Raw genomic sequence first — 14365 nt, 5'->3', positions numbered from 1 at the left:
GAACGGGGAGAGGTGAAAAAAAGCTAAGCCGCCTTGGCGAGTTGCGCCTTGGTCTCGGCAAAGGCCCAGTCGATCCACTGGGTCAGGAGCTCGACGTCTCTCGCCTCGACGGTGGCGCCGCACCAGATGCGCAGGCCGGCCGGCGCATCGCGGTAGTACGCGAAGTCGTAGCCGGCGCCTTCCTTCTCGACCAGCGCGACCAGCTTCTTGGAGAACTCGGCTTGCGCATCCTCGGAGAGGGAGGTGATCGCGGGATCGGTGAACTTCAGGCACACCGACGTGTTGGAGCGGATCGAGGCGTCCTTGGCCAGGAAGTCGATCCACGGCGTCTTCGCCTTCCAGTCGGCGAGCGCCTTGGTGTTGGCGTCGGCGCGCGCGATCAGCGCCTTGAGGCCGCCGATCGACTTGGCCCAGTTCAGCGCGTCGAGATAATCCTCGACGCAGAGCATCGACGGCGTGTTGATGGTCTCGCCGACGAAGATGCCCTCGTTGATCTTGCCGCCCTTGGTCATGCGGAAGATTTTTGGCAGCGGCCAGGCCGGCTTGTAGGTTTCGAGCCGTTCGACTGCGCGCGGGCCCAGGATCAGCATGCCGTGCGCGGCTTCGCCGCCCAGCGCCTTCTGCCAGGAGAAGGTGACGACGTCGAGCTTGGCCCAGTCGAGGGGTTGCGCGAACGCTGCCGAGGTGGCGTCGCAGATGGTCAGGCCTTCGCGGGTCGCGCTGATCCAGTCGGCGTTCGGCACGCGCACGCCGGAGGTGGTGCCGTTCCAGGTGAAGACGACGTCGCTCTTGGGATCGACCTTGGAGAGATCGGGGATCTCGCCGTAAGCCGCGTTGAGCTTGGTGACGTCCTTGAGCTTCAATTCCTTGACGATGTCGCTGACCCAGCCCTCGCCGAAGGATTCCCAGGCGAGCGTGGTGACGGGCCGTGCGCCGAGCAGCGACCACAGCGCCATCTCGACCGCGCCGGTATCGGAGGCCGGAACGATGCCGATGCGGTAATCGGAGGGCACTTCAAGCACTTCGCGCGTCAGATCGATCGCGAGCTTGAGCTTGGTCTTGCCGACCTTCGCGCGATGCGAGCGGCCGAGGGCTGCGTCCTTGAGATTTTGGGCGTTCCAGCCGGGGCGCTTGGCGCAGGGGCCGGAGGAGAAATGCGGCACGGTCGGCCGCGAAGCGGGCTTCGCTACAGTCATAGTCTACCCTTCCAGATAGTAAGCCTCCCGTTGGGGGGAGGTGTCCCGCCGCGGCTGATACGGGAAACGGGAAGAGTCGTCAAGAAAGTTCAGGAGCCTCACGGGGGAGTGATGGTTCGTCCGGGGCGATATCAGGGGATTCAACCACGGCGAGCGCGTTCAGCAAGTCCGTGGCATCGCTGATCAATTGCGCCGCACGGCGGCGGCTGCCGACCTTCAAAATGCACTTGTCGTTGGCCTGCACAACGTAGTCGTTGCCGACCTTGATCATCGAATAGCTTGTCATCGAAATCCCCGAACCGACCGAGCCCGGTTTCAGACGCAGGCGTAGCACCGTTCGTTCCCGGCTCCACGTGAACGACGGCTGGGTAGTTTACCGGCTCTTAAGATGAACGAATGCGCGATCCGAATTTGCTGACCGCGCAACGGTCGCGCCGGGCTGCCTCAAAAGCGGACAGTCATGCCGACGTGACTCGCTGCGAATCCAAGCCGCTTGTAGAAGCGCTGCGCATCGACGCGGCTCGCATGCGTCAGCAGTTCGACCAGATTGCAGCCGCGCGCTTTCGCTTCCGCGACCGCCCATTGCACCAATTGTTCGCCGATGCCGCGGCTGCGACAATCGGAAGCAACGCGGACGTCCTCGAGCAGACCGCGGGAGCCGCCTTGCGAGCTGATGCCCGGCAGGATCGCCAGTTGCAGGCAACCCACCACCCTGCCCTCGCTCTCGGCGACCACGAGCTGGAGATTGGAATCGCGCTCGATCCGCTCGAACGCTTCGCCATAGGAGGCAGGCAGCGGTTCCTCCACCCGTTCGCGCGCGCGCCCGAGATGATCGTCGGCGAGCATTGCGACGATCGCGGCGACGTCGTYACGGCGCGCGCGACGGATCGAGACGGATTGGTCGTTCATGCTGGAAACTCCGGACTCAACGCGCAGGCGGCAGGCCGAGAAAGGCCTCGGCCTCGCCGATCCAGCGGCGGACGGCGGCAAAGCGGGCGAGATCGAAGCCGCCTTCATGTGCGACACGCGTATAGGCGAGCAGCGAGACGTCGGCGAGCGACATCACGTCGCCGGCGAGGAAGCGGCTTTGCGCAAGATGCTGCTCCATGCGGTCGAGCGCCGCATAGCCGCGCTTGACCTTCTCCGGATCGAGCTCGGAGGCGTCCTTGCCGAGATAGACCAGCTGGAAGCGGCACACGGCGATATAGGGCTCGTGGCTGTACTGCTCCCAGAACAGCCATTCGTCCATCTTGGCCGCAGCAAAAGCGTCGCGTGGGATCAGCGCGCTGTCGCGGGCGAGGTAGCGGATGATGGCATTGGACTGCGCCAGCGTGCGGCCGTCATCGAGCTCGACGGTCGGGACCTGGCCGGCGCCGTTCATCTTCAGGAATTGCGGGGTGCGCGTCTCGCCCTTGCGGGTGTCGATCTCGATCCAATGGTAGGGCAGCGCGAGCTTGTCGCAAACCCACTTCACCTTGAGACAATTGCCGGAATTGCTGTCGCCGTAGATCTGCATCGCTGCCGCCCCGCTTCGGGCGACAGAGCATCAGGATGACGCAATCCTGTCAACCGGCGGTTCGCGCGTCAGAACTTGTAGCCGAGGCCGGCGCGGACGGTGTTGATGTTGGTGTCGACCGCGGAGGTGAAGCGGATATATTCCCACTCGGCGCGCATGAAGAGACCGCCGGCCAGGTTGACGTCAACGCCGAGACCCGCGGTATAGCCGTAGATCATGTGATTGTGCACGGTATCCGTCGCGCTCAACGGCTGCAGGGTCGTGAATGGCCCGGTGATCGTGGTGCTGACCGCATCCTCGACGAGAACGTTGCGCGAGATGTCGGCCTTGCCGAGCGCGAAACCGCCAAACATGTAAGGCAGGAAGCAGCCCCAGGCATAGGCCGCACGGCCGCGGAAAGTCGCCATATCCGAGATTGAGATTTTCGCCGACGACGTCACCCTGACGTCGTGGAAGAAGCCGTCGGTCAGCGCGCTGCCGCTGACAAGCTCCTTGGACGCCTGTGACGCGCCACCGAATGAGCCGTGGAGATAGCTCACCTCGAGGCCGAGGACGACGTCCTCCCACTGGCTGTTATATCCGAAGAAGGCACCGTATCCGCTCGACCGGGTTGACTGTCCGCCGAGGCCGAGATTCCAGTTCGCAACATCCATTTGCTGGATGACGTTGTGGTCGAGCAGCGTGGACAGCATCGTCGTGTTGCTGCCGCTGAAATGTTCGTCGGAGGCGCCGTAGCCGCCCTGGCCGCCGACATAGAAGCCTTGCCAATTGACGTTGGACCGGCTCAGCCCGTCGGTGAAGCTGCCGCGCAGGATGGGCAGGTCCGGCAGATCGGCCGCGTGCGCGGCAGATACCGTCCCCAACATCGCCGCCGCCAACATCAGCCTACGCATTGCAACGCTCCATCGAACTCGAACTCTCTGTCGTGATCATGGCTCGTTAACCTTAACCAATGGTTGCGCCGGACGCTTTCGTCGCCATCGCGCCATGAAAAATACGCAAAGCAAAACGGCGCGGGATGATCCCGCGCCGTTAAGAGAGTTTAAGAAATGAGACCGGCGATCAGCCCTTGGTGACCAGCGGCGGCGGCGCGTAGACCGGCGGGCTGTTGAGATCCCAGCGCACGCCGAGCTTGATGTCGTGCGAGGTGAGCTCCTTGATCTTGATCGAGGTCGGACCCGAGGCACTGTTGTCGAACAGGCGGAAGTTGCCGGGCGCCGCGTCCCCGAGGTTCATGTAGCTGTAGGCCAGTTCGACGGTGAACCCGGGATTGACCTTGTAGGCGAGACCGGCGTGGGCGGCCCAGGCGAAGTTCCACTTTCCGTTGTCGGCGAAGTAGGCGACGCTGTTGTTGAGCGCCGGGCTGTAGGACACGCCGTCGTCGCGGAAGCCGCTGATCTTGTTGTACGAGCCGCCGACACCAGCGCCGATGAACGGCGTGATGCACCACCAGGTGCCGAGATCGACATAGGCGTTTGCCATGACGACCCACTCGGACTTGCTGCCGGTGTAATTGTTGACGCCGACGAAGCCGGGTCCAACGACGTTGTCGCTGCCGTGCAGATTGGCCTTGCCCCGGTACTGGCCGATCACGTCCGCACGAAACCAGTTGTTGAAGCGATAGCCGACACCGAGGTCGAACAGCGGGGACGAGTCGAAGCCCAGTCCCTCCGTCGTCTTCGTAAACCCGGGCGCTACGGCGCCCTCGATGCTCTTGGCGCGCTGGTTGGTCATTCCGATGTCGCCGCGGAGATACCAGCCGCCGAAATCGGCGGGCGGAGCCGGCGGCGCGTACATGGGGGGCGGCGCCGCGATCGGCATGTCGGCGGCGAACGCCATCGACGAGATCAGGGTTGCCGCACCCGCGGCAAGGAGAGACTTAACGCTACGCATTGGCTTCGTCCTTTTGGCCGGTGAGGCAAATACACAGGCCTCACGTTCTGGAAACTCACGGCCCGGACGATGCCAGCAAATGTTTAAGCGCCACTTAACCCTAATTTTTAAGGTTGATTTTTTCTGACTGTACACGCGCATGCGGCGCGAGCGTTGCAAAATTGCGGCACCCGCGCGGCTGCAATCGCTAACAATCCATGAACGTGCGGTGCGGGGAGAGAGAATGCGTTAACGGGTGTGCCGCGGCAGCTTGGGCAGGAACACGGCGAGCAGGCCGATCGCCGGCAGGTAGGCGCAGACCTGGTAGACGAACTCGATCGAGGTGTGGTCGGCGAGCTTGCCGAGCACGGCGGCGCCCAGGCCCCCGATGCCGAAGGCGACACCGAAGAACACGCCGGAGATCATGCCGAAGCGGTGCGGCACCAGTTCCTGCGCGAACACGATGATCGACGAGGTCGTCGAGGAGATGATCAGGCCGATGATCACCGACAGCACCGCGCTGCCGGCGAGCCCGGCATAGGGCAGCGCCAGCGTGAACGGCAGCGCGCCCAGGATCGAGATCCAGATCACGATCTTGCGGCCGAAGCGATCGCCCAGCGGTCCGCCGAGAAACGCGCCGACCGCGTTCGCCGCGAGGAAGATGAAGAGATACATCTGGGCGGCCTGGGTCGACACGCCGAAGCGGTCGATCAGGTAGAAGATGTAGTAGCTCGACAGGCTCGACACGTAGAGCTGTTTCGAGAACAGCAGCGCCACCAGCACGGCAAGCGCAACCGCGACGCGGCGCGAGCTCGGCCCGCCCGGCTGGGTGTGGACCGGCGCAACTTTCCTGGCCGTGATCTGCGGCGCATACCAGCGGCCGATGCGCCAGAGGATGACAATCGCGAGGAACGCGATCGAGGAGAACCAGGCGATGCTGCCCTGCCCGAACGGCACCACGATCAGCGCGGCGAGCACCGGCCCCATCGAGGTGCCGAAGCTGCCCCCGAGCTGGAACACCGACTGCGCAAAACCGTAGCGGCCGCCGGAGGCGAGCCGCGCGATGCGCGCGGATTCGGGATGAAACACCGCGGAGCCGAGGCCGACCAATGCGGCCGCGACGAGGATGACGAGATATTGGTGCGCGGCGCTGAGCAGCAGCAGGCCGAAGAAGGTCGAGGCCATGCCGATCGCCAGCGAGAAGGGCTGCGCCTTCTTGTCGGTGTAGTGCCCGACCACCGGCTGGAGCAGCGAGGCCGTGAACTGGAAGGCCAGCGTGATCATGCCGATCTGCGCGAAGTCGAGCGCGTAGGTGTCCTTCAGGATCGGATACACCGAGGCGATCAGCGACTGCATGGTGTCGTTGAGGAAGTGCGAGAAGCTGATGCCGGCGAGCACGACATAGGCCGGCCCGGCGGCGGCCTTGGCGGCGGCAGGCGCGACGTCGCTCACCACGACGGGCTCGGTCAGCGTTTCCGCAGGTACGACGACAGGCTTGTTCAATGGAGCATCCCGGCGCGGCGAACCGCCGCATCGGCTAGTTACGACGCAAGCGGCGCTGGAACCACCGCCAATCGTCGATGGCTGGGATGCGCGGGTGTCCCCCGCTCTCTCGCTCCCTCTCCCCGTCCTTCACGGGGAGAGGGTGGGGTGAGGGGCTGTCTCCGCACGTCCGCTCCGAAAGAGACGAGAGATTGCGTGCGCCTCGCTTGCGCGCCGGATGGACATTCAGTTGTGGCGACAGCGTGCCACGCCCCTCACCCGGATCGCATCGCGATGCGATCCGACCTCTCCCCGCGGAAGAGCGGGGAGAGGTTGAGCAAGATCAAGCCGCCGCCTGGCCCAGCGCGGAGACGATGGTGTCGACGACGTCCTCGACCAGGACGCGATCCTCGCCCTCGCCCATGACGCGGATCACGGGCTCGGTGCCGGACGAGCGGATCAAGAGCCGGCCGTGGCCGTTGAGACGCTGCTCGCCGTCGGAGATCGCCGACTTGACGTCGGAATCATCGAGCGGCTTGCCACCCTTGTGGCGGACGTTCTTCAGGATCTGCGGCAGCGGATCGAAGCGGTGGCAAACCTCCGACACCGGCCGGCGCGACTTCTGCACCACGGCCAGCACCTGCAAGGCGGCAACGAAACCGTCGCCGGTGGTGGCGTAGTCGGACAGGATGATGTGGCCGGATTGCTCGCCGCCGAGATTGTAGCCGCCGCTCAGCATCTGCTCGAGCACGTAGCGGTCGCCGACCGGCGTGCGCACGAGGTCGAGCCCCTGCGCTTTCAGGAAACGCTCGAGCCCGAGATTGGACATCACGGTCGCCACGATACCCGGCCGCGACAGCCGTCCGTCTTCCTTCCAGCTCTGCGCGATCACCGCGAGCAACTGGTCGCCGTCGACCAGATGGCCGCGCTCGTCGACCAGGATGACGCGATCGGCGTCGCCGTCGAGCGCAATGCCGATGTCGGCGCGCATCTCGCGCACCTTCTTGGCCAGCGCTTCCGGCGAGGTCGAGCCGCATTCCTTGTTGATGTTGAAGCCGTCCGGGTCCACGCCGATCGGCACCACGTCGGCGCCGAGCTCCCACAGCGCCTCCGGCACCACCTTGTAGGCGGCGCCGTTGGCGCAATCGACCACGACGCGCAGGCCGTCGAGCGACAGATCGCGCGGCAGCGTGCGCTTGGCGAATTCGATGTAGCGGTCGTGCACGCCGTCGATGCGGCGGGCGCGCCCCAGGCTCGCGCTCTGCGCCAGCCGCTTGTCCAGCGATTCGTCGAGCAGCAGCTCGATCTGCTTCTCGACGTCGTCGGACAGCTTGAAGCCCTGCGGGCCGAACAGCTTGATGCCGTTGTCCTCGAACAGATTGTGCGAGGCCGAGATCATCACGCCGAGATCGGCGCGCATCGACTTGGTCAGCATCGCGACCGCCGGCGTCGGCATCGGGCCGACCAGCAGCACGTCCATGCCGACGGAGGTGAAGCCCGCGACCATGGCATATTCGATCATGTAGCCGGACAGCCGGGTGTCCTTGCCGATCACGACCCGGTGGCGGTGGTCACCGCGCTGAAACGCAAGGCCTGCGGCCTGGCCGACCTTGAGCGCGAGCTCCGGCGTGATTAGTCCGTTGGCACGGCCCCGGATCCCGTCAGTCCCGAAATATTTGCGGCTCATATCGTCCCCCACGCAACAACCAGGAATCCCCTCTGCAACCACTGGGTGCCCGAACGGGCCCCGCATCCCTGATTTGCTGAGGTCTTATAAGGCCATTGGGGCTAACTTGGCTTCAAAAAATATGATGAATCGTTACGGAACCGGAGCCGACATGGCCCCGGTAACGTATTGTTAACACTATATTTCATGCCGGCCAAGCGGGACGACTCGGAACCCGCCTGCTAGTCGGTGCGCTTGACGTGGCCGTCCTGGCGGCTCGGCGCCGGCTGGGTGACATTGACGGGATCCGAGCCCGGGAAGGTCTCTTCCAGCCCCTCTTCCAGCGCTTCTTCGAGCTTGCGCTTCTCCTTGATCTCCTCCGGCGTCGGCTTGCTGTGCGGCCTGGTCATGACGCCCTCTCCACAAACGATTTCGCAAACGATTTGGCTGTGCATCCAACCATGCTAGATGACCCCTAAATCTTCCGATGCAAGCCGGGGCGCGGGGAACGGTCATGAAGTATATCACCTGTATCGACGATCTTCGTGCGCTGCATCAGCGCCGCGTGCCGAAGGCCTTTTTCGACTATTGCGACCGCGGCTCCTATGCCGAGGAAACGCTGCGCGCCAACCGCGACGACATGCAGGCGATCAAGTTTCGCCAGCGCATCCTGGTCGACGTCTCCAGCCGCGACACCTCGACCACGATTCTCGGCGAGCCCTCGACCATGCCGCTGGTGCTCGCGCCGGTGGGACTGCTGGGCATGCAGCATGGCGACGGCGAGATCCACGCCTGCCGCGCCGCGCAAGCCGCCGGCATCCCGTTCACGCAGTCGACGATGTCGATCTGCTCGATCGAGGACATCGCCGCCAATGTCGAGAAGCCGTTCTGGTTTCAGCTCTACGTCATGAAGGACCGCGGCTTCATCAAGGCGCTGATCGAGCGCGCGATCGCGGCAAAATGCTCGGCGCTGGTGCTGACCGTCGACCTCCAGGTGATCGGGCAGCGCCACCAGGACATCAAGAACGGCATGACGGTGCCGCCGGAATGGTCGCTGTCGAAGCTGATCGATTTCGCCACCAAGCCGGCCTGGGTGTCGGGCGTGCTGCAGGGCAAGCGCCGCACCTTCGGCAATCTCGCCGGGCACCTCAAGGTCAGCGACGACATCACGTCGCTGTCGACCTGGATCAACTCGCAGTTCGACACCTCGCTGAACTGGAAGGACGTCGACTGGGTCCGCAGCATCTGGCCGGGCAAGCTGATCATCAAGGGCATCCTCGACGTCGAGGACGCCGAGCTCGCCGCCAAGACCGGCGCGCAGGCGATCGTGGTCTCCAACCATGGCGGCCGGCAGCTCGACGGCGCGCCGTCCACGATCGAGGTGCTGCCCGAGATCGTCGACACCATTGGCTCGCAGATGGAGATCATGTTCGACGGCGGCATCCGCTCCGGCCAGGACGTGATGCGCGCGCTCGCGCTCGGCGCGAAGTCCTGCATGATCGGCCGCGCCTACGCCTATGGCCTGGGTGCCGGCGGCCAGGCCGGCGTCGCCAAGGCGATCGACATCATCCAGAAGGAGCTGCTCACGACCATGGGCCTGTGCGGCGTCAACAAGATCGCCGAGATCGACGATCACATCATTGCGGTGTGAGCTGTTGAGGCGCGGAGAACGCGCCTCAATCACCATCGTCGTCCCGGACAAGCGCAGTGCCGTAGGGTGGGCAAAGCGAAGCGTGCCCACCAACTTCGTGAAATGCAGGGAAGTGATGGGCACGGCGCGTTGCGCCTTTGCCCACCCTACAAGTTTTAGTTCGTCGTTCCGGGATGGTCCAAAGGACCAGACCTCAGGTGCGCAGTTGCGCACCGGGGAACCTCGAGATTCCGGGTTCGCGCTTCGCGCGCCCCAGAACGACACTTCGTGTCACATCGGCGGCGTAATCCCGTCCCTGCCGACATTGACGCGGTTGGCTTCGAGCGAGCCGTCGTCCATCTTCGCCGCGCCGAAGATGATCAGCTTGGCGCCCGGCTTGATCTCCGACCTGTCGCTGGCGACGAAGGTGACGATCGGCGTGTCCGGCGGCACCACCACTTTCTTCTCGCCGTCCTTGTACTTGACCAGAATGTTCTGGCCGTCGGTGCCCTTCACCGTCTGCGCCACGGTCGCGTTGGTCATGGTCGAGTTGGYGCGGGCATCCCAGGGCCGGAAGCCTTCGGCCGCGCCGCGCTGGTTCTCGGGGAAGATGTGCACCGCGATCGCCTTCTGAGTGCCGTCGGGCTCGGGCATGCCGGTGACGCCGATGTAAGAGCCGTCCTTGATCTCCGACAGCGAGGTTTTGACCACGGCGAAGACGGCGACGTTGTCGGTCATGCGCACCTTCACGTCGCTGCCCTCGCGCGTCTTGATGCCGAGCATGTTGCCGTCGACGCTTTCGATGGTGCCGCGGATGCGGACCGTCGGCGCCTGCTGCGCCGAGGCGGAGACGATCGAGACGACGGCAAACGCCGCCACGAGCACGCGTGGAATCCAGGTCAATTTCGACATGTTTGGATCCTCCGTCACATCGGCGGCGTCAGGCCGTCGAGGCCGACACTGACGCGGTTGGTTTCGAACGAGCCGTCCGGCAGCTGCTTCATGAAGGCGACGACTTTTGCGCCGGCCTTCAGCTCGGATTTGTCGCCGGGCACGAAGGTCACGACCGGCGTGTTGTCGGCGACGAACACCTTCTTCTCACCGTCCTTGTACTTCACCAGCAGCGTATGGCCGTCATTGCCGACCACGCTCTCCGACACCGTGGCGTTGGTCATGGTGGAGTTCGGCTTGAGGTCATAGGGCCGCGAGCCCTCGCCGGTGCCGCGCATGCTCTCCGGAAACACGTGCACCTCGACCGCGTTCTGGCCGCCGTCCGGACCCGGCACCGTGGTGGCGCCGACGAAGGAGCCGACCTTGATATCGGCGAGTGAAATCTTGGTAACGCCCGACACGTTCACGTCAGGGGCGATGTGAAGCTTGACGTCCTCGCCGCTGCGCGACTTGACCTGCAGGGTGTCGCCATTGACGCTCTCGATCGTGCCGCGTACGCGCGTCGGCACCGGCGCCTTCTGCGCGACGGCTGAGAGGGTGGAAGCGGCCACCATCGCGACGGCGATCAGCGGACGCGTAAAAGTTGCACGTTGAACAGGCATGACGGTCTCCGGATTGTCCCCACGGGGATAGAACTCCGGAGGTGGGGTGCTATTCGCCGTTATTCTTTCAAGTCTTTGTGAGATCGACCTCGACCAGCGCACGCAGCTCCGCCGTGACTTCGGGCCTTTGGCCGAACCACAGCTCGAAGCCGCGTACCGCCTGATGCAAGAGCATGCCGAGCCCGTCGGCGGTCTTCAGGCCGCGCGCCTTCGCAGCCGCCAGCAGCGGCGTGACAAGGGGGACATAGACGAGATCGGCGACGACGGAAGCTTCGGGCAGGCGCGCCACGTCAACATCGAGCGAGGGCTGGCCGTGCATCCCGAGCGACGTCGTGTTCACGAGAAGTTTTGTCCGCGGCAGGACGTCGTTGATCCCGTCCCACGTAACAGGCCGCACCTTCGGCCCGAACTCTCCTGCGAGCACCTCTGCCCTTGCCATGGTACGGTTGGCGAGATGGACGCGGCCGATTCCGCGTTCGAGCAGGCCGAACACGACCGCGCGCGACGACCCGCCCGCCCCCAGCACCAGCGCCTCGTCGGCGCTGTCCCAGCCCGGCGCGCTGGCATCGAGATTGTTGATGAAACCCTCGACGTCGGTGTTGGTCGAGCGCAGTTCACCATCGGCAAACCACAGCGTGTTGGCTGCACCCACGGCCGTTGCGCGCGCATCGGGCGTCGACAGCGCCAGCACGCCCTCCTTGTGCGGGATGGTGACGTTGGCGCCGACGAAGCCGCGCAGCGACAGCCGCAGCACGAAGTCGCGCAGATCGTCGGGCGGCACCGCCTCGATGACATAGCCGCCCTCGATGCCGAGCGTGCGCAGCCAGTAATGATGGATCAACGGCGAGCGCGAATGCGCCGCCGGCCATCCGATCAGACAGGCTGCGGGAGCCTTGGTCACGGTCATCCTTCCCTAAAGGAGTGTTGGAGGCGATCCATTTCGCGTCCGACCGGCTCTGTCAAGCGCGCGAGCGCCGCATCGCCGCGGCCACGACCGCCGCCAGCGCCAGCGCCGCCCCGGCGGCAAACCAGATCGCGGCGAGGTTGATCCAGGCATCTTGCTGAGGAGGCACCCCCACCCCAGCCCTCCCCCGCAAGCGGGAGAAGGGGCGCACCTCACCTGGTGGCGACAACGAAGCTTAATTCCATCGCGCCGCTAGCTTGCCGCGGCGTCATCGGCCGCGGGCGGCGCCGTCCCTGTCGCGCCCTTGATGTCGGCGACCGCGCGCGCGATGGTCTCGCGATAACGCGCGCGCGACCGCGTGACGCCATGGGTCAATAGCGCGCGGCGGACCGCGGGCGATGCCCCCGTGATGAACAGCCTGATGCCCTGGCGATGTGCCTTTGCGGCGACGCGTCCCAGCACGTTCGCCGCCGTCGAGTCCAGGAACGGGACCGCGGCAAAATCCACCACGAAAGCCTTGCGCTTGTCGGCGATTTCGTCGAGCACGCCTCCGATTGCGGAGGCGGCACCGAAGAAAAACGCGCCCGTGATGCGATAGACCAGCACGTCGCGATCGACCGCGAGGCCGGGATCGTAGGGCACGCGCTCGCCATTCCCGTCATCGGGGCGATCGGCCGCCACCAGCGGCGACCGCTCCTCGATGCCGGTCATCTCCGCCATGCGATGGATGAACAGCACCGCGCCGAGCGCGAAGCCGACCAAAATGCCTTCGGTCAGATCGCGGAAGATCGTGAGCAGGAAGGTGGCGAGCAGCACGACGGCATCACCCCAGGAGGAGCGCAACAGCGTCGCGAATTCCTGCTTCTCCGCCATGGTCCAGGCGACCACGACGAGCACGGCGGCGAGCGCGGCCAGCGGGATGTAGCTTGCCAGCGGCGCCGCGATCAGCATGAACAGCAGCAGGAAGACCGAATGCAGCATGCCGGCGAGCGGCCCGCGGGCGCCGGCGCGGATGTTGGTGGCGGTGCGCGCGATCAGGCCGGTGACGCAGATGCCGCCGAACAGCGCCGAGCCGACATTGGCCGCGCCTTGCGCCACCAGCTCGCAATTGGAGCGGTGGCGGCGTCCGGTCATGCCGTCGGCCACCACCGCCGACAGCAGCGATTCGATCGCGGCCAGCAGCGCGAACGCGATCGCGTCGGGCAGCACCGCTTTCGCCTTCTCCAGCGAAAACGCGGGCAGTGCCGGCGACGGCAATTCGCGCGGGATACCGCCGAAGCGCGATCCGATGGTTTCGACCGGCAGCGACAACACCGCACACACGATCGCCGCGAATACGACCGCGATCAGGATGCCGGGCCAGGACGGCCGCCAGATCCGCAAGGCAGCGATGATGGYAATGCTGACGATTGCGACCGCGACCGCGGACGGATTGATCGTGTGCAGGCCTCCGGCCAGCGCGACGAGCTTTGGCACGAATTCGCTGGGCTCCTTCGCGACAAGCGTGATCCCGCCGAGATCGCGGAGCTGGCTTGCGAAGATGATCACGGCGATGCCGGCGGTGAAGCCGACCGTCACCGGATAGGGGATGAACTTGATGTAGGTGCCGACGCGCAGGAAGCCGGCGGCGATCAGGAACAGCCCCGCCATCAGGGTGGCGAGGATGACGCCGTCGACGCCGTGACGCTCAGTGGTCGCCGCAACCAGCACAATGAAGGCGCCGGCTGGTCCGCCGATCTGGAACCGGCTGCCGCCGAGCAGCGAGGCGATGAAGCCGCCGACCACCGCTGTGTAGAGGCCGCGGTCCGGTGTCACGCCCGAGGCGATCGCGATCGCCATCGACAGCGGCAGCGCGACGATCGCAACGGTGAGGCCCGCGAACACATCGGCGCGGAAATCCGCCAGCCCATAGCCCTCGCGCCACACGGTGACGAGCTTTGGCAGATAGAGTTCGGTAAAGGTCGGTCGACGAAGCTCGTGCAGCTTGCCTGCGGGTTCGCCTGTGATGCTCATGTCAGCAAAGTGCTCCGCTGCCCCACAACGCTCCGATGCATCGTGCGGCCGCGGTCCCGGGCGCGACGGTGCGTTAGCTCAGCCCGCTTGCGAGCATGATCCTCGCGCGATCACGCTCCGATCCGACGCGGCGGCCCGGGCTCCCTCAGGCGAACGCCACGTCCTCCGCTGTCGCTGCGTGCCTGCTCGCCGATCAGCTCGACGCCGGCCCGATCAAAGGCTTCGACCACCTTCATCAAGGTCTCGACCACGCCGCGAACGTTGCCGGTGCTCGCCTCCATCCGCTGGATGGTCGGCAGAGATACGCCGGCAAGTTCGGCCAGGGTTTTCTGGTCAATGCCGAGCAGCGCGCGGGCCGCCCGCATCTGGAACGACGTGATCACCTTGGCCTCACGTATCAGAGCTTATAAATGATATCTGGCGCATGTACAATGATGTAAAATACATCATTGAGAGGCCAATGCAAGGGGCTGCCCGTCAGTCTCCTCCGCATTGAGAGGCCAATGCAAGGGGCTGCCCGTCAGTCTCCTCCG

The 14365-nt window shown here is 65.1% G+C and carries 15 protein-coding genes; 1 reads left to right on the top strand and 14 read right to left on the bottom strand.

Going from position 1 to position 14365, the window contains the following annotated elements; genetic code table 11:
- Positions 1-23: 23 nt before the first annotated feature.
- The 9 genes from ACXJL8_RS15175 to ACXJL8_RS15135 form a co-directional block, all read right to left on the bottom strand.
- Complete coding sequence (locus tag ACXJL8_RS15175) at positions 24-1196, bottom strand: phosphoserine transaminase (RefSeq protein WP_456685185.1); 1173 nt, start codon at positions 1194-1196, stop codon at positions 24-26.
- A gap of 79 nt (positions 1197-1275) precedes the next feature.
- A complete protein-coding gene (locus ACXJL8_RS15170) occupies positions 1276-1482 on the bottom strand; it encodes a hypothetical protein (RefSeq protein WP_456623395.1) in 207 nt (68 codons plus the stop codon).
- Positions 1483-1640: 158 nt separating this feature from the next.
- Positions 1641-2105: a GNAT family N-acetyltransferase gene (locus ACXJL8_RS15165; RefSeq protein WP_456685184.1), complete on the bottom strand. Its 465-nt coding sequence runs from the start codon at positions 2103-2105 to the stop codon at positions 1641-1643.
- 16 nt (positions 2106-2121) lie between these two features.
- Positions 2122-2712 (bottom strand): glutathione S-transferase family protein, encoded by a 591-nt coding sequence (locus ACXJL8_RS15160; RefSeq protein ID WP_456623397.1) that lies wholly within the window; start codon positions 2710-2712, stop codon positions 2122-2124.
- A gap of 68 nt (positions 2713-2780) precedes the next feature.
- Entirely contained in the window at positions 2781-3605 is an 825-nt protein-coding gene (locus tag ACXJL8_RS15155) for an outer membrane protein (protein ID WP_456623398.1), read from the bottom strand.
- 169 nt (positions 3606-3774) lie between these two features.
- Positions 3775-4605: an outer membrane protein gene (locus ACXJL8_RS15150; RefSeq protein ID WP_456623399.1), complete on the bottom strand. Its 831-nt coding sequence runs from the start codon at positions 4603-4605 to the stop codon at positions 3775-3777.
- 228 nt (positions 4606-4833) lie between these two features.
- Complete coding sequence (locus ACXJL8_RS15145) at positions 4834-6087, bottom strand: MFS transporter (protein WP_456623400.1); 1254 nt, start codon at positions 6085-6087, stop codon at positions 4834-4836.
- A 322-nt stretch (positions 6088-6409) separates the two neighbouring features.
- Positions 6410-7753, bottom strand: a complete 1344-nt coding sequence (gene glmM / locus ACXJL8_RS15140; RefSeq protein WP_456623401.1) for a phosphoglucosamine mutase — start codon at positions 7751-7753, stop codon at positions 6410-6412.
- Between the two features lie 221 nt (positions 7754-7974).
- Entirely contained in the window at positions 7975-8142 is a 168-nt protein-coding gene (locus ACXJL8_RS15135; protein WP_456623402.1) for a hypothetical protein, read from the bottom strand.
- A gap of 104 nt (positions 8143-8246) precedes the next feature.
- Between ACXJL8_RS15135 and ACXJL8_RS15130 the strand changes: the two genes are divergently transcribed.
- Positions 8247-9383 (top strand): alpha-hydroxy acid oxidase, encoded by a 1137-nt coding sequence (locus ACXJL8_RS15130; RefSeq protein ID WP_456623403.1) that lies wholly within the window; start codon positions 8247-8249, stop codon positions 9381-9383.
- Positions 9384-9653: 270 nt separating this feature from the next.
- Here the strand turns inward: ACXJL8_RS15130 and ACXJL8_RS15125 are convergent, their stop codons facing one another.
- The 5 genes from ACXJL8_RS15125 to ACXJL8_RS15105 form a co-directional block, all read right to left on the bottom strand.
- Positions 9654-10274 (bottom strand): hypothetical protein, encoded by a 621-nt coding sequence (locus ACXJL8_RS15125; RefSeq protein WP_456685183.1) that lies wholly within the window; start codon positions 10272-10274, stop codon positions 9654-9656.
- 14 nt (positions 10275-10288) lie between these two features.
- Positions 10289-10915: a hypothetical protein gene (locus tag ACXJL8_RS15120; RefSeq protein ID WP_456623405.1), complete on the bottom strand. Its 627-nt coding sequence runs from the start codon at positions 10913-10915 to the stop codon at positions 10289-10291.
- Positions 10916-10982: 67 nt separating this feature from the next.
- Positions 10983-11822: a shikimate dehydrogenase gene (locus tag ACXJL8_RS15115; protein WP_456623406.1), complete on the bottom strand. Its 840-nt coding sequence runs from the start codon at positions 11820-11822 to the stop codon at positions 10983-10985.
- 249 nt (positions 11823-12071) lie between these two features.
- On the bottom strand, positions 12072-13832 hold the full coding sequence (locus ACXJL8_RS15110; RefSeq protein WP_456685182.1) for a SulP family inorganic anion transporter: 1761 nt from the start codon (positions 13830-13832) through the stop codon (positions 12072-12074).
- A gap of 110 nt (positions 13833-13942) precedes the next feature.
- On the bottom strand, positions 13943-14215 hold the full coding sequence (locus ACXJL8_RS15105; protein ID WP_456623408.1) for a helix-turn-helix domain-containing protein: 273 nt from the start codon (positions 14213-14215) through the stop codon (positions 13943-13945).
- Positions 14216-14365: the final 150 nt, after the last annotated feature.

This window comes from Bradyrhizobium sp. P5_C11_2 (genome assembly GCF_054049755.1).
This window is presented reverse-complemented; position numbering and strand designations above follow the sequence as displayed.

Coding starts and splice junctions, on each gene's coding strand:
- ACXJL8_RS15175 (WP_456685185.1), bottom strand. CDS start 1,196: ATGACTGTAGCGAAGCCCGCTTCGCGGCCGACCGTGCCGCATTTCTCC.
- ACXJL8_RS15170 (WP_456623395.1), bottom strand. CDS start 1,482: ATGACAAGCTATTCGATGATCAAGGTCGGCAACGACTACGTTGTGCAG.
- ACXJL8_RS15160 (WP_456623397.1), bottom strand. CDS start 2,712: ATGCAGATCTACGGCGACAGCAATTCCGGCAATTGTCTCAAGGTGAAG.
- ACXJL8_RS15155 (WP_456623398.1), bottom strand. CDS start 3,605: ATGCGTAGGCTGATGTTGGCGGCGGCGATGTTGGGGACGGTATCTGCC.
- ACXJL8_RS15150 (WP_456623399.1), bottom strand. CDS start 4,605: ATGCGTAGCGTTAAGTCTCTCCTTGCCGCGGGTGCGGCAACCCTGATC.
- glmM (WP_456623401.1), bottom strand. CDS start 7,753: ATGAGCCGCAAATATTTCGGGACTGACGGGATCCGGGGCCGTGCCAAC.
- ACXJL8_RS15135 (WP_456623402.1), bottom strand. CDS start 8,142: ATGACCAGGCCGCACAGCAAGCCGACGCCGGAGGAGATCAAGGAGAAG.
- ACXJL8_RS15130 (WP_456623403.1), top strand. CDS start 8,247: ATGAAGTATATCACCTGTATCGACGATCTTCGTGCGCTGCATCAGCGC.
- ACXJL8_RS15120 (WP_456623405.1), bottom strand. CDS start 10,915: ATGCCTGTTCAACGTGCAACTTTTACGCGTCCGCTGATCGCCGTCGCG.
- ACXJL8_RS15115 (WP_456623406.1), bottom strand. CDS start 11,822: ATGACCGTGACCAAGGCTCCCGCAGCCTGTCTGATCGGATGGCCGGCG.